Source organism: Aliidongia sp., assembly GCF_035943795.1.
In the GTDB taxonomy this organism is placed as follows: domain Bacteria; phylum Pseudomonadota; class Alphaproteobacteria; order ATCC43930; family CGMCC-115725; genus Aliidongia.
Genome location: NZ_DASZBY010000105.1, coordinates 35,372 through 59,792 on the forward strand (window position 1 = coordinate 35,372; position 24,421 = coordinate 59,792).

Annotated in this window: 21 protein-coding genes; 13 read left to right on the top strand and 8 right to left on the bottom strand. The window is 67.0% G+C overall.

From position 1 onward, the window contains the following. Positions 1 to 60 precede the first annotated feature (60 nt). Positions 61 to 738, top strand: coding sequence for a DsbA family oxidoreductase (locus tag VGV37_RS20520; protein WP_326881617.1), 678 nt, complete (start codon positions 61 to 63; stop codon positions 736 to 738). After that, complete coding sequence (locus VGV37_RS20525; RefSeq protein ID WP_326881618.1) at positions 738 to 2,837, top strand: hybrid sensor histidine kinase/response regulator; 2,100 nt, start codon at positions 738 to 740, stop codon at positions 2,835 to 2,837. Before VGV37_RS20520 ends, VGV37_RS20525 begins: the two co-directional genes overlap by 1 nt. Here the strand turns inward: VGV37_RS20525 and VGV37_RS20530 are convergent, their stop codons facing one another. The 3 genes from VGV37_RS20530 to VGV37_RS20540 are packed head-to-tail and all read right to left on the bottom strand — an operon-like array spanning position 2,838 to position 7,722. Further along, positions 2,838 to 3,854 carry a hypothetical protein gene (locus tag VGV37_RS20530; protein WP_326881619.1) on the bottom strand — a complete coding sequence of 339 codons (1,017 nt, stop codon included), beginning with the start codon at positions 3,852 to 3,854 and terminating at the stop codon, positions 2,838 to 2,840. It lies immediately after the preceding gene. Between the two features lie 13 nt (positions 3,855 to 3,867). After that, positions 3,868 to 7,431 carry a transcription-repair coupling factor gene (mfd, locus tag VGV37_RS20535; protein WP_326881620.1) on the bottom strand — a complete coding sequence of 1,188 codons (3,564 nt, stop codon included), beginning with the start codon at positions 7,429 to 7,431 and terminating at the stop codon, positions 3,868 to 3,870. 18 nt (positions 7,432 to 7,449) lie between these two features. Next, complete coding sequence (locus tag VGV37_RS20540; RefSeq protein ID WP_326881621.1) at positions 7,450 to 7,722, bottom strand: succinate dehydrogenase assembly factor 2; 273 nt, start codon at positions 7,720 to 7,722, stop codon at positions 7,450 to 7,452. A gap of 219 nt (positions 7,723 to 7,941) precedes the next feature. Here VGV37_RS20540 and VGV37_RS20545 point away from each other — a divergent pair, with 219 nt between their 5' ends. Genes VGV37_RS20545 through recG form a run of 3 tightly spaced genes read left to right on the top strand, consistent with a single transcriptional unit; the run spans position 7,942 to position 10,675 of the window. Further along, entirely contained in the window at positions 7,942 to 8,193 is a 252-nt protein-coding gene (locus VGV37_RS20545; RefSeq protein WP_326881622.1) for a prevent-host-death protein, read from the top strand. Then, positions 8,190 to 8,579, top strand: a complete 390-nt coding sequence (locus VGV37_RS20550; RefSeq protein ID WP_326881623.1) for a type II toxin-antitoxin system VapC family toxin — start codon at positions 8,190 to 8,192, stop codon at positions 8,577 to 8,579. The genes VGV37_RS20545 and VGV37_RS20550 overlap by 4 nt, the downstream gene beginning before the upstream one ends. A 20-nt stretch (positions 8,580 to 8,599) precedes the next feature. Then, positions 8,600 to 10,675, top strand: a complete 2,076-nt coding sequence (gene recG, locus VGV37_RS20555) for an ATP-dependent DNA helicase RecG (RefSeq protein ID WP_326881624.1) — start codon at positions 8,600 to 8,602, stop codon at positions 10,673 to 10,675. Between the two features lie 5 nt (positions 10,676 to 10,680). Here the strand turns inward: recG and VGV37_RS20560 are convergent, their stop codons facing one another. After that, entirely contained in the window at positions 10,681 to 12,891 is a 2,211-nt protein-coding gene (locus tag VGV37_RS20560) for a methyl-accepting chemotaxis protein (protein WP_326881625.1), read from the bottom strand. Between VGV37_RS20560 and VGV37_RS20565 the strand changes: the two genes are divergently transcribed. Next, on the top strand, positions 12,847 to 13,266 hold the full coding sequence (locus VGV37_RS20565) for a MarR family transcriptional regulator (protein WP_326881626.1): 420 nt from the start codon (positions 12,847 to 12,849) through the stop codon (positions 13,264 to 13,266). The two genes, VGV37_RS20560 and VGV37_RS20565, sit on opposite strands and share 45 nt — an antisense overlap. 113 nt (positions 13,267 to 13,379) lie before the next feature. Continuing rightward, the gene (locus VGV37_RS20570; protein WP_326881627.1) at positions 13,380 to 13,805 is read left to right on the top strand and encodes an organic hydroperoxide resistance protein; all 426 of its coding nucleotides are present in this window, start codon (positions 13,380 to 13,382) and stop codon (positions 13,803 to 13,805) included. Between the two features lie 222 nt (positions 13,806 to 14,027). Here the strand turns inward: VGV37_RS20570 and VGV37_RS20575 are convergent, their stop codons facing one another. Further along, entirely contained in the window at positions 14,028 to 14,501 is a 474-nt protein-coding gene (locus VGV37_RS20575; RefSeq protein WP_326881628.1) for a PAS domain-containing protein, read from the bottom strand. A 420-nt stretch (positions 14,502 to 14,921) separates the two neighbouring features. On the opposite strand from VGV37_RS20575, the gene VGV37_RS20580 reads away from it, so the two are divergent. The 4 genes from VGV37_RS20580 (at position 14,922) to VGV37_RS20595 (ending at position 18,383) form a co-directional block, all read left to right on the top strand. Further along, positions 14,922 to 15,929 (top strand): ABC transporter substrate-binding protein, encoded by a 1,008-nt coding sequence (locus VGV37_RS20580; protein ID WP_326881629.1) that lies wholly within the window; start codon positions 14,922 to 14,924, stop codon positions 15,927 to 15,929. Between the two features lie 56 nt (positions 15,930 to 15,985). After that, a complete protein-coding gene (locus tag VGV37_RS20585; protein WP_326881729.1) occupies positions 15,986 to 16,681 on the top strand; it encodes an ABC transporter ATP-binding protein in 696 nt (231 codons plus the stop codon). After that, positions 16,678 to 17,463 carry an ABC transporter permease gene (locus VGV37_RS20590; RefSeq protein ID WP_326881630.1) on the top strand — a complete coding sequence of 262 codons (786 nt, stop codon included), beginning with the start codon at positions 16,678 to 16,680 and terminating at the stop codon, positions 17,461 to 17,463. Before VGV37_RS20585 ends, VGV37_RS20590 begins: the two co-directional genes overlap by 4 nt. Before the next feature lie 119 nt (positions 17,464 to 17,582). After that, entirely contained in the window at positions 17,583 to 18,383 is an 801-nt protein-coding gene (locus tag VGV37_RS20595; RefSeq protein WP_326881631.1) for an SRPBCC family protein, read from the top strand. A 35-nt stretch (positions 18,384 to 18,418) separates the two neighbouring features. Here the strand turns inward: VGV37_RS20595 and VGV37_RS20600 are convergent, their stop codons facing one another. Both VGV37_RS20600 and VGV37_RS20605 read right to left on the bottom strand, forming a co-directional pair. Continuing rightward, positions 18,419 to 20,095: a methyl-accepting chemotaxis protein gene (locus VGV37_RS20600; RefSeq protein ID WP_326881632.1), complete on the bottom strand. Its 1,677-nt coding sequence runs from the start codon at positions 20,093 to 20,095 to the stop codon at positions 18,419 to 18,421. Positions 20,096 to 20,230: 135 nt separating this feature from the next. After that, a complete protein-coding gene (locus VGV37_RS20605) occupies positions 20,231 to 20,713 on the bottom strand; it encodes an Lrp/AsnC family transcriptional regulator (protein ID WP_326881633.1) in 483 nt (160 codons plus the stop codon). Between the two features lie 128 nt (positions 20,714 to 20,841). Between VGV37_RS20605 and VGV37_RS20610 the strand changes: the two genes are divergently transcribed. After that, positions 20,842 to 22,077 (top strand): methionine gamma-lyase, encoded by a 1,236-nt coding sequence (locus VGV37_RS20610; RefSeq protein ID WP_326881634.1) that lies wholly within the window; start codon positions 20,842 to 20,844, stop codon positions 22,075 to 22,077. A 21-nt stretch (positions 22,078 to 22,098) separates the two neighbouring features. On the opposite strand, the gene VGV37_RS20615 is transcribed toward VGV37_RS20610, so the two are convergent. Continuing rightward, positions 22,099 to 22,887, bottom strand: a complete 789-nt coding sequence (locus VGV37_RS20615) for an IclR family transcriptional regulator (RefSeq protein ID WP_326881635.1) — start codon at positions 22,885 to 22,887, stop codon at positions 22,099 to 22,101. A 182-nt stretch (positions 22,888 to 23,069) separates the two neighbouring features. On the opposite strand from VGV37_RS20615, the gene VGV37_RS20620 reads away from it, so the two are divergent. Further along, positions 23,070 to 24,401: an MFS transporter gene (locus VGV37_RS20620; protein WP_326881636.1), complete on the top strand. Its 1,332-nt coding sequence runs from the start codon at positions 23,070 to 23,072 to the stop codon at positions 24,399 to 24,401. The last annotated feature ends 20 nt before the right edge of the window (positions 24,402 to 24,421 follow it).

Consider the following 24,421-nt stretch of genomic DNA (forward strand, 5'->3'; position numbering starts at 1 on the left):
CAGCGCCATGACGCCTGGGCCTTTTTCCTCGGGCCCCAGATGGTCTAGGCTGTCTGCTGCATGAAAGCTGAAACGGCGACCGGCATGATCATCGAGATCGTTTCCGATCTGGTCTGCCCCTGGTGCTACATCGGCCAGCGGCGGCTCGAACGGGCTCTGAAGCGTGGCGGCGGGCCGCCGCCGCGGCTGCTCTGGCGCGCGTTCCAGCTCAATCCCGACATGCCGCCCGACGGCGTGCCGCGCCAAGCCTATCTGGCCGCGAAGTTCGGCGGCACCTTCCACGCCAGCCGGATCTATCAGGCTATCGGCGAGGCCGGTGCGGCCGAAGGGATCCAGTTCGATTTCGACCGGATCGCACGCACGCCCAACAGCCTGAATGCCCATCGGCTGAAACGCCTGGCGCGCCGGGCGGGTCTCGAGGTCGACATGACCGATCGGCTCTATCGAGCCTATTTCGAGCAGGCGCGCGACGTCGGCCTCCGGGGCGTGCTGGCCGATGTCGCGGCCGAGGCCGGGCTCGATCGGGCCGAAGCGGATCGCTTCCTCGCTTCCGACGAGGACCGCGCGGCCGTGCTGGCCGAAGATGTCGGCGCCCGCCGACTTGGCATCACCGGTGTGCCGTGCGTCGTCATCGACGGCCGATATGCCCTGTCCGGCGCCCAGGAGCCGGAATTCTTCCTGCCGCTGTTCGACCTGGCGCGCCAGGAGACCGCTGTCGCCGGCGCGATCGATCGCTGATGCGCCATATCCGGCGGCTGCATCAACCCATCTACGCCTGGATGTTGGCCCTTGTGCTGCTGGCCGGCGTCTGGACCGCCTATTTCGTCCAGGTCGGCGCGATCCGCGACCGCGCCCTGCGCGATGCTGCCGCCAAGGCCGACGAAATCGTGACGGCCTATGGCCGCTTCGTTTCGGGCAATCTCAGCCTGATCGACGACGTCATGCGCTTCATCGCCGCCTACGACCGGGAGAACGGCCTCGAACGGACGGCGGCGCTCGCGACCCAGCAGCGCCTCTACGAGGCGTTCCACGGCGATATCGTCATCGTAGATCCGAGTGGCACCGGCATTCTCGTGGACAAGGCCGAGACCCGCCCGATGACCCTGGTCGACTACCCGTATTTCCAGCAGGTGATCGATCCCAAAGCGGGCGAGCATCTGGTCATCGGCACGCCGGTGGCCCGCAGCGATGGTCACCTGGTCCTCCCCTTCGCCCGCAGCGTCCGCGCCACCGACGGCCGCCTGCTGGGGGCCATCGCGGTCTCGTTCGAGGTCTCGCTGCTCGAACAGTTGTACGATCAGTCGGCGCTGGGTCCGGGCGGCGCGGTCGTGATGACCGGCACGGAAGATCACATCATCCGTGCGCGCGTTCCCCAGGGCACCAACATCATCGGGCAGACGTCGAGCGGTTCGCAGCTATGGCAGGAGATCGCCAAGGCGCCGTCCGGCAGCTATTGGCAGGCGAGCATCGTCGATGGCAAGCAGAGGCTCTACGCCTACCGCACCCTGTCGGACTTTCCGATCGTGGTGACCGCAGGGGTGGCACTCGACGACATCGTGGCCGAAAGTGCGCAGTTCCGCAGCAACCTGCTCTATGCCTCGGCCGGCGTCAGCGCCATCATGGTGCTGCTGCTGTTCGGCTGGCTTCAGGAGTTGGCGAGTCGCCGCGCGCTGAGCGCCGAAACGCGCCGTGCCGATGCCGCCAGCCGGGCGAAATCGGATTTCCTGGCGAGCATGAGCCACGAGTTGCGCACGCCGCTCAACGGGCTGCTGGGTTTCGCGCGACTGCTGCGGACCGCGCCGCTCGACGCCACCCACCGGCGCTATGTCGAGCTGTTGAACGACGCCGGCAAGCATCTCTATGCGCTGATCAACGACATCCTGGATTTCTCCAAGATCGAAGCCGGCAAGATGGTGTTCGAGGACACCTCGATCGAACTGCGCAGCCTGGTCGAAGGCGCGGTCGCGATCATGACGACCGCGGCGGCGGAAAAGCGCCTGACGATCGATTGCCAGTTCGCGGACGGGCTCGAAACCTTCGTGCGCGGCGATCCCAACCGGGCGCGCCAGGTGCTGCTCAATCTGATCACCAACGCGATCAAGTTCACGCCGGCGGGCGGGATCGCGGTTCGGGTCCGACCGGCCGGTGGTGACCGCGTGCGGTTCGAAGTGCAGGACAGCGGCATCGGCATCGCGCCTGAAAGCCAGGCGAAGCTGTTCCAGCGGTTCGAGCAGTTGGACCCGGGCACCAGCCGCAGCCATGGCGGCACCGGCCTGGGGCTGGCGATCTCGGCCAGCCTCGTGCGTTTGATGGGCGGTGAAATCGGCGTGTCGAGCCGGCTCGGCGAGGGCGCCACTTTCTGGTTCGAACTGCCCTTGCCCCCGGCGCCGCCGATCGCTTTGCCGCGTGCGATGCCGTCGGGCCATGGAGCGGACGAGCGCCGTTCGCGTCCGCTCACGATCCTCGTCGCCGAAGATGTGCCGATGAACCAGTTGCTGGTGCAATCCCTGCTGGAAAGCATGGGGCACGCCTGCGTCATCGTCGATGACGGCCAGCAGGCGGTCGAGGCGGCCGCCGCCAAGCGCTATGATGCGATCCTGATGGACCTGCAGATGCCGGTGATGAACGGGCTCGATGCGGCCCGCGCGATCCGGGCCTTCACGGCCCCCGCCGATCGGGTGCCAATCATCGCGCTGACGGCCAACGCCTTCGCCGAGGACATCGCCGCCTGCATGGCGGCCGGCATGAATGATTTCGTGCCGAAACCGCTGGATTTCGATCTGCTGGCCCGCGCGCTCGACCGGTGGGCGCAACCGGTACCGACGGAATTGCCCTGATCAGCGACCGGCACCCAATTTCCGCACGAGCTCGATCGTGCGCATTGCGGCGAGGCCCCCGTACTGGGCATCGAGCCGGCTCAGCAAGGGCCAGGCCTCGTCGGCCTTGTGGCTCGCCATCAGGTTTTCGACCTGTTGAAAGCGAGCAGCCAGCTCGGCGTCGAGATGCGCCCGGCAATCGGCAAGCCGTTGCGCGTCGAGCCGCGCCGGCTGGACCAGCACGTCCAACGCACCGTTGAGCGAGGCCGGGTCCGCCTGGTCGTGCGCCGTCCAGGGCATCGTCACCGCATCGATGGCGAAGATGCACCAATCCTGCATCGAGGTACGGCTGCGCCGATCCTCGGCGATATGGAAATCGTCGCGCTCGCCGGTCAGGTAGACCAGCCGCGCCCGCTCCTGGAACCGGCGGAACAGGTCGATCGGTGGCGGCGGCAGCGCTTCGCCGATCGGGTCGCTACCGGCATCGAGCAACGCGCCCTGGAACAGGTCCGGATAGGCCAAGGCCAGCCGAAGCGCCACCCGCGATCCACCGGAAAAGCCGCCGACGAAGACCTGCTGGGGGTCGACCGGATAGCGCGCCATGACATTGTGCGCGGCCAGCAGCGCCAGGGGCGCGCGACGGTCGAGCACGTTCGCATCGTTACCGGCATTGGCGGCACTGACGAAGATCATGCCGTGCTGGTCCAGAACGGGCGCCCAGCGGTCCGGCACGGCGGAACCGGGCCAGGGCGAGACATAAACCATCAGCGCATAGCCGTGCGGCGGCGCGTCGGCGGGAACGTAGAGCGTGAATTTCTCGTGGGCGAGATCGATCGCTTGACCGGCAGGGGCCTGCTGTTGCGCCCGAACCGCGTTCAACGGGCTGAGCGTGCGTCGCACCAGTTCCGCGCGGCTCGCCAGCGGGAAATCGTCGGTGAAGACCACCGCGCTCTGCAGGCCCGTCTCGGACGCTCCGGCCCGCAGCCCTATCGACAGCAGGACCAGCAGCAGCAGGGAGCGGGCGAATGCTGAGGGCACGGCGACCGTCCCGTCAGCGCCGGCCGTGTGCCGACTTCTTGACCAGGATCGGCGTCGGCGGCGGCAGCTTGGTTGGCCCGCCCGGTTTCGCCTCGGCGACGAAGCCCGCGAGCCTGGTCAGCAGCTTCTTCACCGCCGTCACGCGCACCGGCGCGTCTTCCAGGTTGCGCATCCAGACCAGCTTTTGGTCCGGCCGCACCTTCATGGTGCCGGCTTCCTTCTGGATCAGCTCGATCAGCTTGGCCGGATTGGCGAAGGTGTTGGCACGGAAGGCGATGGTGGCGCCCTTCGGTCCGGCATCGACCTTCTCGACCCCGGCTTCCTTGCACAGGCGCTTGATCGCGATGATCTCGAGCAGGTTCTCGACCTCGGCCGGCAGCGGACCGAACCGGTCGATCAGCTCGGCGGCGAAACCGTCGATCTCGCGCCGGTCGACCAGGCCCGACAGACGGCGATAGAGGCCGAGCCGGACCGAGAGATCGGCGACATAACCCTCCGGGATCAGCACCGAGGTGCCGAGCGTGATGGTCGGCGTCCAATCCTCGGCCGCGAGCGCCTCGCCCTCGGCCCGCGCGCGGGCATCGGCGACCGCCTCCTCCAGCAGATGCTGGTACAGCTCGATGCCGACCTCGCGGATATGGCCGGACTGCTCGTCGCCCAGCAGGTTGCCGGCGCCGCGGATGTCGAGATCGTGGCTCGCCAGCTGGAAGCCGGCGCCGAGCGTGTCCAAGGTCTGCATGACTTCGAGCCGCTTCATCGCGGTCTCGGTCAGCGCCCGGTCGGGCGGCACGGTCAGATAGCAATAGGCGCGCGTCTTGCCGCGCCCGACCCGGCCGCGCAGCTGATAGAGCTGGGAAAGCCCGAACATGTGCGAACGGTGCAGGATCATCGTGTTGGCGGCCGGGATGTCGAGGCCGGATTCGACGATGTTGGTCGCCAGCAGCATGTCGTACTTGCCGTCGTCGAACGCGGTCATGACGTCTTCGAGCTCGGTCGCCGACAGCCGGCCATGGGCGATGGCGACCTTGATCTCGGGCACGAGCTGGGTCAGCGCCTCCTTGACCCCGTCCAGGTCGGCCAGCCGCGGCACGATGTAGAAGCATTGTCCGCCGCGATTGCGCTCGCGCAGGATCGCCTCGCGCACCACGACCGGATCATAGGGCATGACGAAGGTGCGCACGGCCAGGCGATCGACCGGCGGCGTCGCGATCAGGCTCATCTCGCGCACGCCCGACAGCGCCATCTGCAGGGTGCGCGGGATCGGCGTCGCGGTCAGGGTCAGCACGTGGACGTTGGATTTGAGCCGCTTCAGCCGCTCCTTCTGCGACACGCCGAAATGCTGTTCCTCGTCGACGATCAGCAGGCCCAGATGCCTGAACTCGACACCCTTGGCCAGCAATGCGTGGGTCCCCACCACGACATCGACCTTGCCGTCCGCCAGATCCTTCTTGATCTCCGTCATCAGCTTTGCCGGCACAAGGCGCGACATCTGTTCGACCCGCAGCGGCAGGCCCGCGAAGCGCGACTGGAAATTCTTGAAGTGCTGGCGCGCCAGCAGGGTCGTCGGCACCACGACCGCGACCTGCACGCCGGTCATCGCGGCGACGAAGGCCGCCCTGAGCGCTACCTCGGTCTTGCCGAATCCGACATCGCCGCAGATCAGCCGGTCCATCGGGCGGCCGGACGCCATGTCGCCCAGCGTCTCGGAGATGGCGTTCAGCTGGTCCTCGGTCTCGGGATAGGGGAAGCGCGCCGCGAATTCCTCGTACAGCCCTTCCGGCGTCTGCAGCGTCTCGCCCTCGCGCACCTCGCGATCGGCCGCGACCTTGATCAGCTGGTCGGCGATATCCTTGATGCGCTGCTTGACCCGCGCCTTGCGCGACTGCCAGGCGACGCCGCCCAGCTTGTCGAGCTGCGCCTCGGAATCCTCCGACCCGTAGCGCGACAGGATCTCGATGTTCTCGACCGGCACGAACAGCTTGTCGTCGCCCTGGTAGATCACCTTCAGGCAATCATGGGCGGCCCCGCCGACGTCGAGCGTCACCAGCCCGTCGTAGCGGCCGATGCCATGATCGCCATGGACGACGAAATCGCCGACCGACAGGGCCGACACCTCGGCGATGAATTTCTCGACGTTGGAACGGCGGCGCGGCGGGCGCACCAGCCGGTCGCCCAGGATGTCCTGCTCGCTGATGAGGGTCAGCTTGCCGATCTCGTAGCCATGCTCCAGCGGCAGCACGACCAGGCCGACCCGCTTCGGCGACAGTTGCTGGAGATCGCCCCAGTGGGCGACGCGCTCGACGTCGCGAATGCCGCGTTCGGTCAGCACGCCTTTGAGGCGGTCGGCGGCACCGGCGGTGAAGGCGGCGATCGCGACCTTGCGGCCGCCGGCCTGCAGTTCCGCGATCCGGTCGCGCACGACCTCGAACACGTTGATCTTGGGATTGGCGCGTGCCTCGGCAAAGCTGAGACCCGGCCGGGCGCCCGCGTCGTAGCTGCCGGCCGCCGCCTCCGGCGGCGGGGCGAACGGCGTCACCTGGGCAACTGCGCGGCCGCGCAGAATCTCGGCCCATTCCGCCTCGTTGATAAACAGCTGATCCGGCTTGATCGGCTTATAGACCGTCGCGGCATCGGTGCGCTTGGCGCCGGTGAAGCTCTGCCGCGCCCCGTAGAATTCGGCGACGGTCTCGAGCCGGGTCCGACGCACGTCGTCGGCCTGATAGTCGTAGCTGATCCCGGCGCCGGGCAGATAGTCGAACAGCGTCTCCAGGCTCTCGTAATAGAACGGCAGCCAATGCTCCATGCCGACATGGCGGCGGCCATCCGAGACGGCGACATAGAGCGGATCGTCCATGCCGGCGCCGCCGAACTGGTCGCGGTAGCGCGAGCGGAACCGGCTGATCGCCTGTTCGTCGAGCAGCACCTCGCTGACCGGTTTCAGGCTGACACCGTCGAGCTTCGCGGTCGTGCGCTGGGTCATGGCGTCAAACCGCCTGACGCCATCGATCTGGTCGCCGAAGAAATCGAGCCGCAGCGGCTCGGTCGTGCCGGACGGAAAGACGTCGACGATGCCGCCGCGCACGGCGAATTCGCCGGCCTCGCGCACCGTGTCGGTCCGGACGTAGCCGTTGGCGCCGAGGAACGACAACAGCCGGTCGGTCGCGATCCGGCCGCCGAGCTTCAAGGTCAGCACGCGCTCACGAAAGATCTTGCGCGGCGGAATGCGCTGCATCAGCGCGTTCATGGTGGTGAGTACGACGCGCGGCTTGGCGCCGCCATCGTCGGCCAGCCGGGTCAGCGTATCGATGCGCCGGCTGACGATCTCCGGATTGGGCGAGACCCGATCATAAGGCAGGCAGTCCCAGGCCGGAAATACCAGGACCTCGACCTCGGGCACGAAGAAGGCGAGCGCCGACTTCAGCCGGTCGACGCGGCCGTCGTCGCGGCAGACGTGGAGCACGGTCTTGAGAAAGCCACCCGCGACCAGCTGGCCCAGAGTCTGGGCATCATGGCCCTCGGGCGCACCGTGGATCTGGATCTTACCGGGTTTCGCCAGCAATTGATGAAGCGGCAGCACGGGAGCGATGACCTCGAATCAGGCCGAGCGGGCAGTGTAGCGGAAGCCGCGCAGCCGGCGCATGACCTCGGTATCGAGCTCCGCCGGCGGTTCGGTATGGCCGGTCATCCAATCCCACAGGTCGGCATCTTCCTGGTCCAGCAACTCCTCGTAGCAGGCGATGTCGGCGGCCGAGAAGCCAGGCAGATTCGCCTCGGCAAACGAGCCCAGCAACAGGTCCGCCTCCTTGGTGCCGCGATGCCAGCTGCGGAACAGCAGCCGCTTGCGGCGCTCGTCATCGGTCAGGGACATGAAACTCTCCGCGTCACGAGAACTGCTTCATCAGATAGCATGGACCGACGGCATGCCGGGTTCGCAGCGACTGGGTATCAGATAGTCCATCCGAAACCGGACAGGAATGGCGATATGGTTTCGCGGGCGGGAAATTGCCACACAGGGAGAATGCATTTGGCTATCGCGTCGCTGGTGATGGCATAATATGTACGCAAATTGCGTACGCAAGAGGTTGCCATGTCGATCAACAAGTCGGTCAATTTCCGAGAGCTTCGCGAAAACTTGTCGGACGTCCTGCGTCAGGCGAGCCTCGGCGCCGAATTCACCGTCACGTCACGTGGGAAGGTGTTGGCCCGGATCGGCCCACCACCTCATGCCGGACGTCGGCCCATCGGCTTGCTCCAAGGTCGGATTCGCATGAGCGACGACTTCGACGAGACGCCTGACGATCTCATCGACGCGATGGAGGGTGAAGAGAGCAGCCAATGAGATTTCTACTCGACACCCACGCCCTCCTCTGGTTCCTCAGCGCCGATGCCCGATTGGGACCGAAGACCGCGGCGGCGATCTCGGACCTGGAGAACGACGTGTTCGTCAGCATCGCGTCCTTGTGGGAAATCACGGTCAAAAACAGGATCGGCAAGCTGGAGGCCGACGTCGAGGCCGTTACGTCGGCCGTCGCCGCCTCCGGCCTGACGTTGCTCGATCTGAAGCCGGCCCATCTCGTCGCTCACAAACGTCTGCCGATCTTTGTGGAGCATCGTGATCCGTTCGATCACTTGCTGATCGCACAAAGCCAGTCGGAAAGCCTGACTTTCGTCTCGAACGACAAGCATGCGCCGCGCTATGGAATAGACCTCATCCGATGCTCCTGATCGATCGGTAGCCAAGCCCCTTGCGCCCGGAAATCCTGTTCCCGCTGTTCGCCCCGGTCACCTCGCTCAAAGGGATCGGCCAGCGCTTCGCCACCCTGGTCGAGCGAGCGGCGGGTCCGCGCCTGGTCGACCTGCTGTGGTCGAAGCCGGTCGGCGTCATCGATCGCCGATTCTCGCCCAAGCTCAGGGACGCACTGCCCGGCCAGATCGCGACCTTGACCGTCCAGGTCGACCAGCATCTGGTGCCCGGCAGTTCGCGCCATCCCTATCGGGTGCGCTGTTCGGACGAGACCGGCCAGATCACCCTCACCTTCTTCCGTGCCCGTGGCGACTATATCGAGAAGATCCTGCCGCTGGGCCAGGTCCGGGTGATCAGCGGCAAGGTCGAGGCCTATGGCGACCAGCTGCAGATGAGCCATCCCGACCATATCGCCGCCGAGGGCGAGATCGATCTGGCGGTCGAGCCGATCTATCCGCTGACCGCCGGCCTGTCGCTGAAGATCATGCGCCGCGCCGTGCAGGGCGCCGTCGCCCGCGCACCGGTCCTGCCCGAATGGCAGGATCCGGCCTTCATCGCGCGCCGACAATGGCCACTGTGGCTCGACGCGCTGGAGACGCTGCACAATCCCGCCGCGCCCGAAGACCTGGCGCCCGAAGTGCCGGCGCGCCAGCGGCTGGCCTATGACGAATTGCTGGCCGACCAGCTGGCGCTGGCCCTGGTGCGCGCCCACAGCAAGCGCCAGCCGGGCCGCACCATCGCCGGCGACGGCCGGTTACGCCGGCAGATCCTGGCCGGCCTGCCGTTCGAGCTGACCGGCTCGCAACGCCGCGCGCTGGACGAGATCGACGCGGACATGGCGGCGCCGGAGCGGATGCTGCGGCTGTTGCAGGGCGACGTCGGCAGCGGCAAGACCGTGGTGGCGCTGCTGGCGCTGGCCAATGCGATCGAGATCGGGGCGCAGGGTGCGTTGATGGCGCCGACCGAGATCCTGGCGCGCCAGCATTTCGCCACCCTGGAAAAGCTGGCCGCCCCCGCCGGCATCCGCATCGCCCTGCTGACCGGCCGCGACAAGGGCAAGCCGCGCGACAAGGTCCTGGCCGGCCTGGGCGATGGCACGATCCAGCTCGCGATCGGGACCCATGCCCTGTTCCAGCAGGATGTGCGCTTCGCCGACCTGGCCGTGGCCGTCATCGACGAGCAGCACAAGTTCGGCGTCGAGCAGCGGGTTCAGCTCGCCTCGAAGGGGCGCGGCGTCGACGTTCTGGTGATGACCGCGACTCCGATTCCGCGCTCGCTGCAGCTGACCAGCTATGGCGATCTCGACGCCTCGCGCCTGACCGAGAAGCCGGCCGGGCGCCAGCCGATCAAGACAGTCCTGCTGCCGATCGACCGGCTGGACGAGGTCGCCGATGCGGTCGCCCGCGCGCTCGACCGGGGCGCCAAGGTCTATTGGGTGTGTCCGCTGATCGAGGAGAACGAGACGATCGACCTGGCCGCCGCCGAGGAACGCCACGCCCAGCTGGCCCGGCGGTTCGGCGCGCGGGTCGGATTGCTGCACGGGCGCATGAAGCCGGCCGAGCGCGACCGGGTGATGGAGGACTTCGCCAAAGGCGCCGTCGACGTGCTGATCGCGACCACGGTGATCGAGGTCGGCGTCGACGTGCCGAGCGCCACGGTGATGGTGATCGAGCATGCCGAACGCTTCGGCCTCGCCCAATTGCACCAGCTGCGCGGCCGGATCGGGCGCGGGACCGGAGCGTCGACCTGCCTGCTGCTCTATGCCCCGCCGCTGGGCGAGGCCGGCACCGAACGCCTGAAGATCATGCGCGAGACCGAGGACGGATTCCTGATCGCCGAGGCCGACCTGCGCCTGCGCGGCGCCGGCGAAGTGCTGGGCACGCGTCAGAGCGGCATGCCCGAGTTTCGCCTGGCGGACCTCGCCCATGACCAGGAACTGCTGTCGATCGCCCATGACGAATCCCGCCTGGTGCTGGCCCGCGACCCGGACCTGGCGACCCCGCGCGGCCAGTCGCTGCGCACCCTGCTCTACCTGTTCGAGCGCGATGCGGCCGTGAAATATCTGCGGTCCGGCTAGCGACCTCAGGCCGTCCGGAGATGGGCCAGGAACTCATCGACGTTCTGGCGAAGCGCAGCGGTCTGCCGGCCGAGCTCGTCGGCCGACGCATGGACCCGATTGGCCGCCTTGCCGGTTTCCGTTGCCGCCTCGCTGACGCCGGCCACGTTGCTCGTCACCTGGTCCGTGCCGACCGCAGCCTGCTGAACGTTTCGGGCGATCTCCTGCGTCGCCACGCCCTGTTCCTCGACCGCGGACGCGATTGCCGTCGCGATCTCGCTCATCGAGGCGATCGTCCCGCCGATGCCCTGGATCGTGCCGACCGCTTCGTTGGTCGCCCCCTGCATTGCCGCGACTTGCGTCGAGATCTCCTCGGTCGCACTCGCGGTCTGGCTGGCCAGCGACTTCACCTCGGACGCGACGACGGCAAAGCCCTTGCCGGCCTCGCCGGCACGCGCGGCCTCGATGGTCGCGTTCAGTGCCAGCAGATTGGTCTGGCTTGCAATCGCGCCGATCAATTTCACGACATCGCCGATTTTCTGCGCGGCCGCCGAGAGCCCTTGGACGGTAGCATCGGTTCGGCTCGCTTCCACCGCGGCCTGCCGGGCGATTTTGGTCGATTGATCGACCTGCCTGCCGATTTCGGACACCGAGGAGAACAGCTCCTCGGTGGCGGTCGCGATCATGTTCACATTGGCCGAGGCCTGTTCCGCGGCCGCAGCCACGGTAACGGCCTGCGAGCTCGTCTCCTCCGCCGTCGCCGACATGCTCTGCGAAGTCGCGCGCATCTCGGTCGCGGCCGACGTGAGCGCGTCCAGCGACGATTGGACACCGCGCTGGAAATCATCGGCCAGTCTGGTCATCAGGATCTTTTTGTCGGCCTCGGCCCGCCGCTCCTGCAAATCCTGCTCTCCCCGCAGGCGCACCGTCTCGATCGCATTTTCCTTGAAGACCTCGAGCGAGCGCGCCAGCATTCCCACCTCGTCCCGGCGCTCCGTGCCGGTGACCAGGATCGCCAAGTCCCCTTGGGCGAGCCGCTCGATCAACCGCGCGATCGTGCCGAGCGGTCTCGAAATGCCGCGACCGATCAGCCAGGCGAGCACGCCGCCCGCGCCGATCATCAGCGGAATTCCCCAGCCCAGGATCCGGGTCGTCCGGGCGATGACTTCAGTCGCGCGCGCCTTTTCCTCGACGCTCCGCTGCTTGATCTGGCGATCGAAGTCTTCGAGAACCGGTTCGGCGTCGGCATAGAGTTTCGACAGTCCGACAACCGCATCGGCTTCCGCGAGGGTGGCATCCGCCGCCGCCGCGAAATCCCGCTGATAGGCAGCGAGCTTTTCCGCGATGACGGTTCTTTGATCCCCAGGAACCGCGCTCGCCGCCAATCGCCCGGCGAACCGGGCCGCGGCCTCTTTCATCACATCCAGGTAATGCCGGTCGACGCGGGCGAAAAAATCTTTTTCATGGCGCCGCATCATCAGCATTGCGGCGTCGAGCCCGTCATCCTTGTCGGTCGCGAGCAAAGCCTCGATGTCGTGGACCGACCCGCGAAGTCGCCCCTGCAGGCCACCATTTTCGTCGAGACCGATCTGCCGGCGATCATTCGCCACGACCTCGAACTGGCCGCGGTACTGTTTGACCAGATCGTTGATCTTGTCGAGCTGGGCGCGAGACTCGTCGCCGATCAGGTTCTGCAGGGCGGACTCCGCCCCTGAAAATCGCTCGAGCGCGGCGGCATGCTTCGCGACGAATTCTTCCTTGTGCCGCAGCAGGAAGTCCTTTTCCGAGCGGCGTGCCTGGAGCAGGTCGATCTCCACCTCCGCCAGCGTCAGGAGGCTGAGGTTGGAACGTTCCACCGCCCGGCCGGCCGCAGCGGCTTCGAGCGTGCCGGAGTGGTAGGTCAGGCCGGTGATGACGAGGCCCAGAACGCCGACGAAGCCGACGAGGCCGATCTGATAATTCACCCCAATCCGACCCAGTATGCTCGCCATGATCCACCCGCCTTTTGCTTGAGCGGGCAAGGAGAACCCCTTACGGATTAAGTTTCTGCTTATAAGCGCGCGTTTGATGGGAGATGGCAGATCACGGCCAAGCGATTTGTGCGCAATCGGCTTGCGGCCGATCGCTTGCGGCATCACGTTATGGAAATGTCGACCGAAACTCCCGATGCCCCGCCTGCGACCAGCGCCCTGATGCTCAGCAACCAGCTGTGCTTCGCGGTCTATGCAGCGGCGCACGCATTCAACAAGACCTACAAATCGCTGCTCGAACCGCTCGATCTCACCTATCCGCAATACCTGGTCATGCTGGTGCTGTGGGAGGGCGACGACTTGACGGTGAAGGAGTTGGGCGAACGGCTGTTCCTCGATTCCGGCACGCTGACCCCGCTGCTGAAACGGCTGGAGACGGCCGGGCGGGTACGCCGGATGCGCGACCCGTCGGACGAGCGGCAGGTGAGGATCACATTGACCGACGCGGGCCGCGCACTACGCGACAAGGCTGCTGCGGTCCCGCCGGCGCTGCTGTGTGCCACCGGCCTCGACGTCCCGAGTGCGGTCGGCCTCAAGGACGAACTGGCCCGGCTGCGCGCCGTCTTGGACGCCGCCCCCTGAGCATCGAAAAATCTTCAAGGCCCACTCTTGCGTCAATTTAAATTGTGCACTATCTAATTGTACGTAAGATTGATCGCGACGGTGTTCCCGCCGCCCGTTCCGAGGAGAGCAAAATGTCCGTGAACGTTCTTTATACGACCCAGGCGACGGCGACCGGCGGCCGTGACGGCGAAGCGAAGACCGCCGACGGCGCCTTGTCCGTCAAGCTCGCGACGCCGAAGGAACTGGGCGGCGCCGGCGGCCCGGGCAACAATCCCGAACAGCTGTTCGCGGCCGGCTATTCCGCCTGTTTCCTGGGCGCCATGAAGTTCGTCGCATCGCAGGGCGGCCCGAAGGTGCCTGCGGATACGACCGTTACCGCAACGGTCGGCATCGGGCCGCGTTCGGAAGGCGGTTTCGGCATCGACGTCGGTCTGGAAATCTCGCTGCCGGGCTTGGCCAAGGCCGAGGCCGAGGCGCTGGTCGAAAAGGCCCATCAGGTGTGCCCGTATTCGAACGCCACCCGCAACAACGTGCCGGTGCGCCTGACGATCGTCTGAGCCCACGAGCGACGCGGCCGAACCCTCTCTCGATGCCGGGAGGGGGTTCGTTCGTCAGAACGCCTGCCAGCCCGCCGGCGCATCCTTTGCGGGCGCCCTGTTGGCGATGTCGTGCTGATTTTAGAATATCAGCCGGTGATGGCTGCGACGATCGGGCGTCCTCCGCAGACGGCCGCAATATCGGCCGCCGACGAAATTCATGACAATGCTCCGTTTTGACGATCAGGCGGCACCGCGCAGGGGGACGATTTCGCCCGGCGCATAGTCGATCAGGCCCAACAGCGTGGAGACCACGGCCCCGTCCTCGCTCAGCGGAACCAGCAGACGGGCAAGCGGGTGCGAGTTGTTCTGGGCATCGCGCCAGCGGCCGGCATGGCAGCTCGGACGCCGCTCCCGGACGGTCTCCTGGGCAAAATGCTCCATGATCCGGGCCTGTTCCGGCACGAGGCTGTCCTCAACCCAGCGGCCGGTCGGATCGCTGCCTTCACGCGCGGCAATACCGGTGCCGACCAGGCGCCAGCGCAGGCGTGCCGAGGGACCGACAATATCCAACAGGAAAACTTGGGGCAGCAATCGGCCAAGCGCCACCGGATCGACGTCGCGCCGGCGCGGAATCCCCGCATGTCCGGCACGGTTGCAGCACGCACGCCAGTAGTCCTCGACCTGCAGCGCCAGCCGCGTCGGCACGATTTCCATGCCGGTTCCGCCACGCGCCTGTGCCGCCGCCCTTGGATCGATCATCCGGTTCCGCCCCTGCCTCAGAACCCTCCAAACCCGTCCTGACGCCCTCGCCCGACGCTGCTTCGGGCCCAGGCCCGAACCGGCGTCGCGACTAGCAGTCGCGGCCGTTTTTGAAGTGGCACACCATATACATGAATGCACGCCATTCGTGTAATGATTTTGTCATCGCTTCCGATGCGAAATGGACAGACAATTCGGCCGCCCGGACCGTCTCGCCAGGGGCGTGATGCCATGAAGGCCAAGCATTTGCCGCAGAAACTGCCGCATCGCGCGTTCGCCTTGATCCCCGAAGCGGATGCTATAGCCTAGCGGCACGTCCGACCGATCGGGTTCCCGCTGCCGGCACCCCGCGCCACAACCCAAAGTGACTCTCCCATGATGTCTCGCATCCTTCGTCGTGCCCTGCTGTTACCCCTCCTTGCAGGCCTGGTCGCCGCGCTTCCCGGAACGGCCAGGGCCGACGATAAGGTGGTGATCGGCACCGACTGGCGTGCCGAAGCTGAGCATGGCGGCATCTACCAGGCCCTGGCCCGCGGGATCTATAAGAAATACCGCCTGGACGTGGAGATCCGGCAGGGCGGCCCGAACCTCAACCAGGCCCAGTTGCTGGCCGCCGGCCGCTATGATTTCGCGGTGCAGTCGAACAGCTTCGAGCCGCTGAACTTCGTCAAGAACGGCGTGCCGATCGTGGCCGTCGCCGCCGCCTTCCAGAAGGACCCGCAGGTGCTGATCGCCCATGCGGGCTCCGGCCTGGACACACTCGGCAAGATGAAGGGCAAGCCGATCCTGATCTCGGCGGCGAGCCGGGAAAATTTCTGGCAGTTCCTACGCGTGCGCTACGGCTTCGCTGACGAGCAGATCCGCCCCTATACCTTCAACCTCGCACCGTTCCTGGCCGACAAGAACGCGATCATGCAAGGCTATCTGACGAGCGAGCCCTATGCGATCGAGCTGGCGACCGACGAGAAGCCGCTGACCATCCTGCTGGCCGACCAAGGCTATCGCAGCTACGGCGCGATGATCGCGGCAACCCAGGTGACGATCGAGAAGAAGCCGGACCTGGTCCAGCGCATGGTGGATGCGACCCTGCTCGGCTGGATCAGTTACCTGAACGAAGATGCGTCTGCCGCGAACGCGCTCATCAAGCGCGACAATCCGGAGATGACCGACGCGATCATCGCCCACGCCATCGCCGGCATGAAGCAGTATGGCATCGTGCAGTCGGGCGATGCCCAGACCCTGGGGGTGGGCGCGATGACGGATGCGCGCTGGCAGGAATTCTTCGCCTTCACCGCCGAGGCCGGGATCTATCCCAAGGACCTGCCATACCGGAAGGGCTATACGCTGGCGTTCGTGAACCACAAGCTGGGGCTGGCGCAATAGCGCCGCTCGTCACGCTCGGGGGCGTCGGCAAGCGCTTCGCCAGCGGCACGGCGGCGCTGGCCGGGCTCGATCTCGCGGTCCAGCCCGGCGAGTTCCTGAGCCTGGTCGGCCCATCCGGCTGCGGCAAGAGCACGGCGTTGCGCCTGGTCGCCGGCCTCGCCGCGCCCAGCGAAGGCCGCATCCAATGGGACGGCGGCGACCGGCCGCGGCCCGGTGACATCGGCTTCGTGTTTCAGGAACCGACCCTGATGCCCTGGGCGCGCGTGCTGGCGAACGTCACCCTGCCGCTGAAACTGGGCGGCACCGGACGCGCCGAGGTGGAGCGCCGGGCCCGGGACGCGCTGGCGCTGGTCGGCCTCGACGGGGTCGAGCGCGCCTTTCCGCGCGAACTGTCGGGCGGCATGCGCATGCGCGTCTCGATCGCCCGCGCGCTGGTCATGCGACCGCGCCTGCTGCTGATGGACGAGCCATTCGCCGCGCTCGACGAGATCACGCGGCTCAAGCTCAACGACGACCTGCTGGCGCTCTGGGCCGAGCGCGGCCTCGCCGTGCTGTTCGTGACCCACAGCGTCTACGAATCGGTCTACCTGTCCAACCGGGTCGCGATCATGGCGGCACGGCCGGGCCGCATCGTCGCCGACCTGGCCGTGACCGCACCCTATCCGCGCGACGCCGCCTTTCGCCACGGTGCCGCCTATGGCACCGCCTGCGCCGAGGTCTCGGCCGCCCTCGGCCGGGCGATGGCGGCATGAGCGCGCGGTTTGCCGGCTGGCTGCTGCCGGCGGTGGTCGGCCTCGCGGCGCTGGGTGCCTGGGAAGCAGCGATCCGCATCCTGGAAATCCCGCCCTACATCGTGCCGGCGCCGAGCCGGATCGCGCTCGCCCTGGTGCGCGACTGGGCGATCCTCGGTCCGGCCCTGTGGTTCACGGTCAAGATCGCCGCCCTGTCGCTGCTCGCCGCGGTCGTCGGCGGCGGCGCGCTGGCCTTGCTGTTCGCCGCCTCGCCGCGGGTCGAGCGCAGCCTGCTGCCCTACGCGATCATCCTGCAAGTCACGCCGGTCGTGGCCGTGGCTCCGCTCATCATCATCTGGGTCGACAACACGACGGCGGCCCTGCTGATCTGCGCCTGGATCGTCGCGTTCTTCCCGATCCTGTCGAACACGACCCTGGGCCTGAACAGCGCCGACCGGAACCTGGGCGAGTTGTTCCGGCTCTATGGCGCCTCGCGCTGGCAGACGCTGCGCCATCTGCGCCTGCCGGCGGCACTGCCGTATTTCCTGGGCGGCCTCCGGATCTCGGGCGGCCTCGCGCTCATCGGCGCGGTCGTGGCGGAGTTCGTGGCCGGCGCCGGCGGGCGCGAATCCGGCCTCGCCTACCGCATCCTCGAATCCGGCTACCGGCTCGACATCCCGCGCATGTTCGCGGCGCTGACGCTCATTTCCGCCGCCGGCATCGCGATCTACGCGCTCCTCGCCGGCCTGTCGCACCTGCTGCTGCGCCGCTGGCATGAGAGTGCCCTGTCCCGCGAGGAATGATCGGCCGCGGCGGACCGGCACGGCCGCGAAGCGCTCAAGCCGCGACCGGTACTTGCGGAGCCTCGCCCGGCCGCCTACCTTCGACCGACAGTCGGGCCCGAGATTAAGGATTGCAAATCATGGACATGACCGGCGAATACCGCATCGCGGCGCCCCGCGCGAAGGTCTGGGCGGCGCTGAACGACGCCGAGATCCTGCGCCAGGCGATCCCCGGCTGCGACGAGATCGAGAAGACGTCCGACACGTCCTTCACCGCCAAGGTCACGGCGAAGGTCGGGCCGGTCAAGGCGAGCTTCGGCGGCAAGGTCACCTTGAGCGACATGGATCCGCCCAACGGCTACACCATCACCGGCGAGGGATCGGGCGGCGTCGCCGGGTTCGCCAAGGGCGGCGCCAAGGTCGGTCTGGTCGACGACGGCGCCGGCACGCTCCTCACCTATGCGGTCGATGCCCAGGTCGGCGGCAAGCTGGCCCAGATCGGCTCGCGCCTGATCGACGGCACCGCGCGCAAGATGGCCGAGGAATTCTTCACCCGCTTCGCCGCCCTGGTCGCCGAGGGCGAGTTGTCGCCGCCGGTTCCGATCGCGGCCACCCCCGATGCCCTGGTCGCCGCCGAGCCCACGCCGGAACCCGTACCCGAATCCGCTGCGACCATCGCCGCCGAACCGGCGATCGAGGCGGCCTATAGTTCCGCCGTCGATCCGCATGCGGCCCCGATGGCGATGACCGCGGCGCCCGAGCCGGAGCCGGCGGCGATCCCCGCCGCCGCGACCGTGCCGCCGGCATCCGCCACGCTCGGCACGGCCGGCGGAGCCACCCCGGTATCGACCGGCAACAAACCGAGCGGCGGCCTCAATCCCTGGATCTGGATCCCGGCCCTGGTCATCGTGCTGGGCATCGTCGTGGCGATTTTCCGCTAAGGTCGATCCGCGGCCGGCCTGGTCGGGCGCAGTTCCTACGCCGCCCGGATCGTCTCCAGGAACGCGCCGACTTTCTGCTTCAACGTCGAGCCGCGCTCGGCCAGGTCCGTTGCGGCGTCGAGTACTTGGCTGGCTTCGGTGCGGGTGCTGCCCATGGCGTCGGCCACGATGCCCATGTTGACCGAAACCGCTTCGGTGCCGGTCGCGACCTGCTGGACCCGGCGCGAGATTTCCTCGGTCGCGGCGGTCTGCTGCTCGGTCGCGGCGGCGACGGCGGTGACCAGTTCGCTGATGTCGGTCACGGTCCGCGTCACGCCCGAGATCGAAGTAAGTGCCGCGCTTGCCTCGCGCTGGATGGCGCCGACCTGGTTGCGGATCTCGTCGGTGGCGTCCGCCGTCTGGCGGGCCAGCGCCTTCACCTCGCTCGCCACGATCGCGAAGCCCTTGCCGGCTTCGCCCGCGCGGGCCGCTTCGATCGTGGCATTGAGCGCCAGCAGGTTGGTCTGGCTCGCGATCGAATTGATCAGGCCGACGACCTCGCCGATCTTGCCCGTCGCCCGTTCCAGGCTCTGCATCAGGCCGGCCGCGGTCTGGGCCTCCGCATTGGCGTCGCCCGTCGTGCGCACCGCCTGGGCCAGGCGCTGGCTGATCTCGCTGATCGAGGCGAACAGTTCCTCCGAGGCGCCCGCGACCGCGCTGACATTCTGCGACGCCTCATCCGACAGGGCCACGATCTCACCCGACTTGTCGCTGGTGTTCTGGGCACTGGCGGTCAGGGCCTGGGCCGACCGGCGCATCTCGGCCGACGAGGCGGAGACCGCTTCGACCACGCCGCCCACGGCGGTCTCGAATTCGCCCGCCATACGCAGCAGCGAGGCCCGGCGTTCCGCCGCCACCGTCTGCTTCAGATTTTCCTGTTCCAGGCGCAGCGCGTCGGCTTCGGTCATGCTGGCGCGGAACACTTCGACCGCACGGGCCATGGTGCCGATCTCGTTCCGTTCGACGACATAGGGCACGGTGACCGCCATGGTGCCGGCCGCGAGCGTCTCCATGGTCTGCGCCAGCACGCCGATCGGGCGGCTGATGCTGCGGCCGACGAAGGCGGCGAGGCTGCCGGCCAGGATCAGCCCGACCAGGGCGAGGCTGCCGACGCGGATCACGTTGCTCCAGACCACGGCATCGACGTCATCGACATATTCGCCGGCCTGGAGCACCCATTGCCAAGGGTCGAACGAGGCGCTGTACGTGAGCTTCAGCACCGATTCCTTCTGGCCCGGGCGTGGCACCAGGGTCCAGACGAAGTCGCCGCCGCTCCGCCCGGCACGGATCAGGTCGGCGACCGTCCGGTTGCCCTGGGGATCGACGGTGTCCATGCGGTTCACCCCCTCGAACTTGGGATTGCTGTGAACCAGGGTCACGCCGTCGTACTGGTAGATGCCGTAGTAGTTGCCGCCGGCCCAGCGCATGGTGCGCGCCGCGGTCTTGACCGCCTCCTGCGCTTCCGGCAGGGCGATTTTACCCGCGGCGACCTGGCCGTCGTAGAATTTCATCAGGCCCAGGACGCTGGTCACCATGTCCTTCAGCTTGGCCTGGCGCTCCTGGATCATCGACTGCCGGAACGAGACCGTCTGCATCGCGACGACGCCGACGATCGAGAGAACAAGCAGGCCGACGATCAGGGCGACGCGCTGGGTAATGCTGAGCTTTTGCATGGCGGAACCTTACGGAACAAGAATTGCCCGAAGCGCTACCGGTATTTGATTAAGAGCGAATTAACTAATCCGTTACAGATCGATCGCATTCGGAAATCGAGCGGCTCGCCGATACTGCCGCCAGATGGGCGCGACTTATGCCGGCAGATGATCCAACGGCAGCGGACCCGGCGGCTTCACCATGCGGATGGCGAAATTGCTGCGCACGTCGCTGACGCCCGGAAGTTTCAACAAGGTACCCAGCAGGAATTCCTCGTAGGCCTCCAGGCTGGCGACGACGACCTCGAGCAGGAAATCATGCTCGCCCGAGATCAGGTGGCACGCGACCACCTCCGGCACCGACAGCATGGCCTGCTGGAACGCGGTCGCCTCCTGGTCGCGATGGCGTTCGATCTTGAGGCCGACGAACACGGTCAGGGCCAGGCCGATGCGGCGCCGGTCGAGCGTCGCGCGATAGCCCCGGATCACGCCCTCGCGCTCCAGGATCTTGACCCGGCGCAGGCATGGCGAGGCCGACAGGCCGATCCGCTCCGCCAGGTCGACGTTGCTGAGCCGCGCCTCGCCCTGCAGCGCATCGAGCAGGCGGCGGTCGATCGCGTCCAGTTCAAGCTTTGGCATGATCGTCCAATCCTTCCGCATATGATGGTATCTTCTGCCAAGAAGATCGCATTCAGCGGCGCAGTTCGCAAGGACTCGCCTCGACCATCGGCCCTACACTCGATGCTTGTCGCTGCAGGAGCATCAAGATGGCCGATCGGAAACTGACGAACATGCGCGCGCCCGGTTTTGCGACCCGCGCGATCCATTACGGCTATGCGCCGCTCGACCATCAGGGTGCCTTGTCCGCGCCACTATACCTGACCTCGACCTTCGCGTTTCCCAGTGCCGCCGAGGGAGGCCGCCGCTTCGCCGGCGAGGCCCCGGGTTATATCTACGGCCGGCTCGGCAACCCGACGGTGGGCCTGCTCGAAGAACGGCTGGCCAGTCTCGAGGGCGGCGAGGCGGCGCTCGCGACCGCTTCGGGCATGGGGGCGATCACGACGGCGATCTGGACCCTGCTGAAGCCGGGCGACGAGATCCTGACCGACCTCACGCTCTACGGCTGCACCTTCGCGTTCTTCCGCCATGGGCTGGCCCAGTTCGGCATCAATGTCCGCCATGCCGACCTGACCGACCTCGACGCGGTCGAGGCTTCCTTCACGGCGGCGACCAGGCTCGTCTATTTCGAGACGCCGGCGAACCCGAACATGCGGCTGGTCGATATCGCGGCAGTGGCCGACCTGGCCCATGCCCGCGGCGCCCTGGTCATGGTCGACAACACCTATTGCACCCCGCTGCTGCAGCGGCCGCTGTCGCTCGGTGCCGACCTGGTCGTGCATTCCGCCACCAAGTACCTGGGCGGTCACGGCGACCTGCTGGCCGGCGCCGCGGTCGGCGGCAAAGAACTGATCGAACGGATGCGCTATTTCGGGCTGAAGGACATGACCGGCGCCGTGCTGTCGCCGTTCGACGCGTTCCTGGTGCTGCGCGGGTTGAAGACGCTGGAAGTGCGCATGGAGCGCCATTGCCGCAGCGCCGCGCGCATCGCGACCCTGCTCGAGGCTCACCCGGCCGTGGCCCGCGTGCATTATCCCGGCCTCGCCAGCGCGCCGCAGCATGCACTCGCCTGCCGCCAGATGACCGGCGGCTTCGGCGGCATGATCGCATTCGAACTCGGTGGCGGCTTCGATGCGGGCCTGCGCTTCATGGATGCGCTCAAGCTGGTGACGATCGCAGTCAGCCTGGGCGACGCCGAGACCCTGGTCCAACACCCGGCCTCGATGACCCATTCGCCCTATACGCCCGAAGAGCGCGCCGCCCACGGCATCACCGAGGGCCTGGTCCGCCTGTCGATCGGGCTGGAGAGCGTTGAAGATATCGAGGCCGACATCGGCGAGGCGCTGGACGTCGCCCGCCAGGCACCGTTGCGCCGCGCGGGCTGATCCCGGCCTTAGAAAAGGCGTTCAGGCCGCCTTGTTCTTGAACAGGGGCGAGACGCTGCTGATGTCGGCGACCTCCACCGCCGTCGCGATCAGCTTGGGTCCGAGGACCGCCATGCGCGCTTCGGTCAGGCGGACCAGGGGACCGGCGATGGTCACGACGCCGCGGACCTCGCCGTTCGGTCCCTTCACCGGGGCGGCCATGGCCGTCATGCCGGGCGAGAAGACCTCGACGATCGTGCTGTAGCCCTGCTGGCGCGCCCGGCGCAGGTAGGGCAGCAGCGCCTTGACGCTGGTCGGCGCGTTCGGCCCGAAGTCGGTCGGCATACCGAAGCCTTGTTTTGCAACCATTTCGAGCGCCACGTTCTCGGCCATGGTCGACAGCCACGCGTGACCGGCGGCGCTGCAGGACAGCGTCACCGACAATCCCATGTCCGGATCGTAGCGCAGGCCCCCGGGCGCGGCGCCCTGCGCCTTGGCGACAAAAGTCAGGTCGTCGCCGTCGACGATGGCGAGGCGGACCAACTCGCCCGAGTCCGTTGCCAGTTGGTCGAGTAGCGGCTGGGCCACATCGACGATCCCGGCCCGGCTGAGGAAGCCCAGGCCCAGCGAGACCAGCTTGATGGTCAGCATATAATCGCCATGATCGCGGACCTGACGGACGTAACCGTGCTGCGACAGTTCGACCAGCAGCCGATGGGCGGCACTGACCGGCATGTTCGCCTTGGTCGCGAGCGCAGACAGGCTGCAGCCTTCCGGATGCTCGGCCAGCAGTTCCAGAACCGCCAGGCTTCGGGCGAGCGCGCCGCTCATCTGTTCCAACACCTCTCGTTCATCGCGCAGCATACAAGCCCGCGGACCCCGGAAGTCAATCTCAGAAAATCGGAAACTAATTCCATTTTGGAAAGATTTTCCATTTATGCTACGACCAAGGTCCGCGCGAGGAACATCGGCGGCAGGTGCGAATGGCACCGGCTTTCAGGGGGACGAAACGGATGACAGCGATGACGGCCCAGGCGCGCGACGCCATGGCCACGAAGGCAGTGACTGCGGCGACGATCGGAACCGCGCTCGAATGGTTCGATTTCGCCCTCTATGGTGCGGTGTCCGCCACCGTCCTGCCCAAGCTGTTCTTCCCGACCATGGACGCGACCACCGCGCTTTTGGCGTCGCTGCTGACATTCGGCGTGGGCCTCGCCGCGCGGCCCCTGGGCGCTGTCATCTGCGGTTATCTGGGCGACAAGCTCGGCCGGCGTAACCTGATGCTGGCGACCGTCACGATCATGGGGCTGGCCTCGGTATTCATTGGGCTCTTGCCGACCTACGCCGAGATCGGCGTTGCCGCGCAGTACCTGCTGGTGGCGCTGCGCATCATCCAGGGCTTCGCGCTGGGCGGCGAGTCCACGGGCGCGCAGCTGATGGCCCTGGAGCATGCCCAGCCGGACCGGCGCGGCAAATATTCCGGACTGCTGGGCGTGTGTTCGCCCTTAAGTCAGATCCTGGCGAATGCGGTGCTGTTCCTGCTGTCGTCGCTGCTGACGCCGGTCGACTTCGAAACCTTCGGCTGGCGCATCCCGTTCGTCCTCAGCTTCGTGCTGGTCATCGTCGGCGTCTATATCCGCCTGCGGGTCAGCGAGACGCCGGCGTTCCTGGCGCTGGAAGAGGCGAAGGTCGTCCAGGCGAGCAGCCCGATGAAAGACGTGTTCCGGCTGCACTATAAGGTCATCCTGCGCTGGATGTTCTTCTTCTGCGGGCCGGCGGCGCTGTTCTACCTGATCGTCGTCTTCTCGCTCAGCTATCTCACCAACCAGCTGGGCGTGCCGAAGCAGACCGGCTTTTCCCTGCTGATGGGGGCGAACATCTGCGCCATCATCGGCGCGCTGGGTGGCGGCCTGCTGAGCGATCGCATCGGGCGTCGCAAGGCCTTGGCCATCGGCTCCTGCGCCACGCTCGTCATCCTGTTCATCTATTTCCCGATCCTGGAGACGAAGAGCTTCCTGCCCATGCTGATCATCATGGGGCTGTTCCTGGGATTTACACAGTTTCAGAGCGGCATTCAGCCGGTCGCCTTCGCCGAGGCGTTCCCGACCAACGTCCGCTATTCCGGCTCGGCGCTCGCCTATACCGGCGCCAACCTGATCGCCGGCGGCCCGATGCCGGTCCTGGCGGTGTGGCTGGTCAGCCTGGGCAACGGCTCGCCCTGGGGCGTGGTCGCGGCCTGTGTCGCCCTCAACATCCTTTCGCTGATCATGATCCTGACCGCGCCGGAAACCCGCGGCATCGACATGAACCGGATCGACAGCATCCGTCAGATCGCCGGCGACTGACCCTTTGGCTCCGAGGTATC

Bases quoted from the DNA above. Each gene is read 5' to 3' on its own strand.
- VGV37_RS20520 (WP_326881617.1), top strand. From the start codon at position 61: ATGAAAGCTGAAACGGCGACCGGCATGATCATCGAGATCGTTTCCGAT.
- VGV37_RS20565 (WP_326881626.1), top strand. From the start codon at position 12,847: ATGCTCAGCAACCAGCTGTGCTTCGCGGTCTATGCAGCGGCGCACGCA.
- VGV37_RS20525 (WP_326881618.1), top strand. From the start codon at position 738: ATGCGCCATATCCGGCGGCTGCATCAACCCATCTACGCCTGGATGTTG.
- VGV37_RS20575 (WP_326881628.1), bottom strand. From the start codon at position 14,501: ATGGAAATCGTGCCGACGCGGCTGGCGCTGCAGGTCGAGGACTACTGG.
- VGV37_RS20540 (WP_326881621.1), bottom strand. From the start codon at position 7,722: ATGTCCCTGACCGATGACGAGCGCCGCAAGCGGCTGCTGTTCCGCAGC.
- VGV37_RS20605 (WP_326881633.1), bottom strand. From the start codon at position 20,713: ATGCCAAAGCTTGAACTGGACGCGATCGACCGCCGCCTGCTCGATGCG.
- VGV37_RS20580 (WP_326881629.1), top strand. From the start codon at position 14,922: ATGATGTCTCGCATCCTTCGTCGTGCCCTGCTGTTACCCCTCCTTGCA.
- VGV37_RS20610 (WP_326881634.1), top strand. From the start codon at position 20,842: ATGGCCGATCGGAAACTGACGAACATGCGCGCGCCCGGTTTTGCGACC.
- VGV37_RS20595 (WP_326881631.1), top strand. From the start codon at position 17,583: ATGGACATGACCGGCGAATACCGCATCGCGGCGCCCCGCGCGAAGGTC.
- VGV37_RS20570 (WP_326881627.1), top strand. From the start codon at position 13,380: ATGTCCGTGAACGTTCTTTATACGACCCAGGCGACGGCGACCGGCGGC.
- VGV37_RS20590 (WP_326881630.1), top strand. From the start codon at position 16,678: ATGAGCGCGCGGTTTGCCGGCTGGCTGCTGCCGGCGGTGGTCGGCCTC.
- VGV37_RS20600 (WP_326881632.1), bottom strand. From the start codon at position 20,095: ATGCAAAAGCTCAGCATTACCCAGCGCGTCGCCCTGATCGTCGGCCTG.
- VGV37_RS20550 (WP_326881623.1), top strand. From the start codon at position 8,190: ATGAGATTTCTACTCGACACCCACGCCCTCCTCTGGTTCCTCAGCGCC.
- VGV37_RS20620 (WP_326881636.1), top strand. From the start codon at position 23,070: ATGACAGCGATGACGGCCCAGGCGCGCGACGCCATGGCCACGAAGGCA.
- VGV37_RS20545 (WP_326881622.1), top strand. From the start codon at position 7,942: ATGTCGATCAACAAGTCGGTCAATTTCCGAGAGCTTCGCGAAAACTTG.
- VGV37_RS20615 (WP_326881635.1), bottom strand. From the start codon at position 22,887: ATGAGCGGCGCGCTCGCCCGAAGCCTGGCGGTTCTGGAACTGCTGGCC.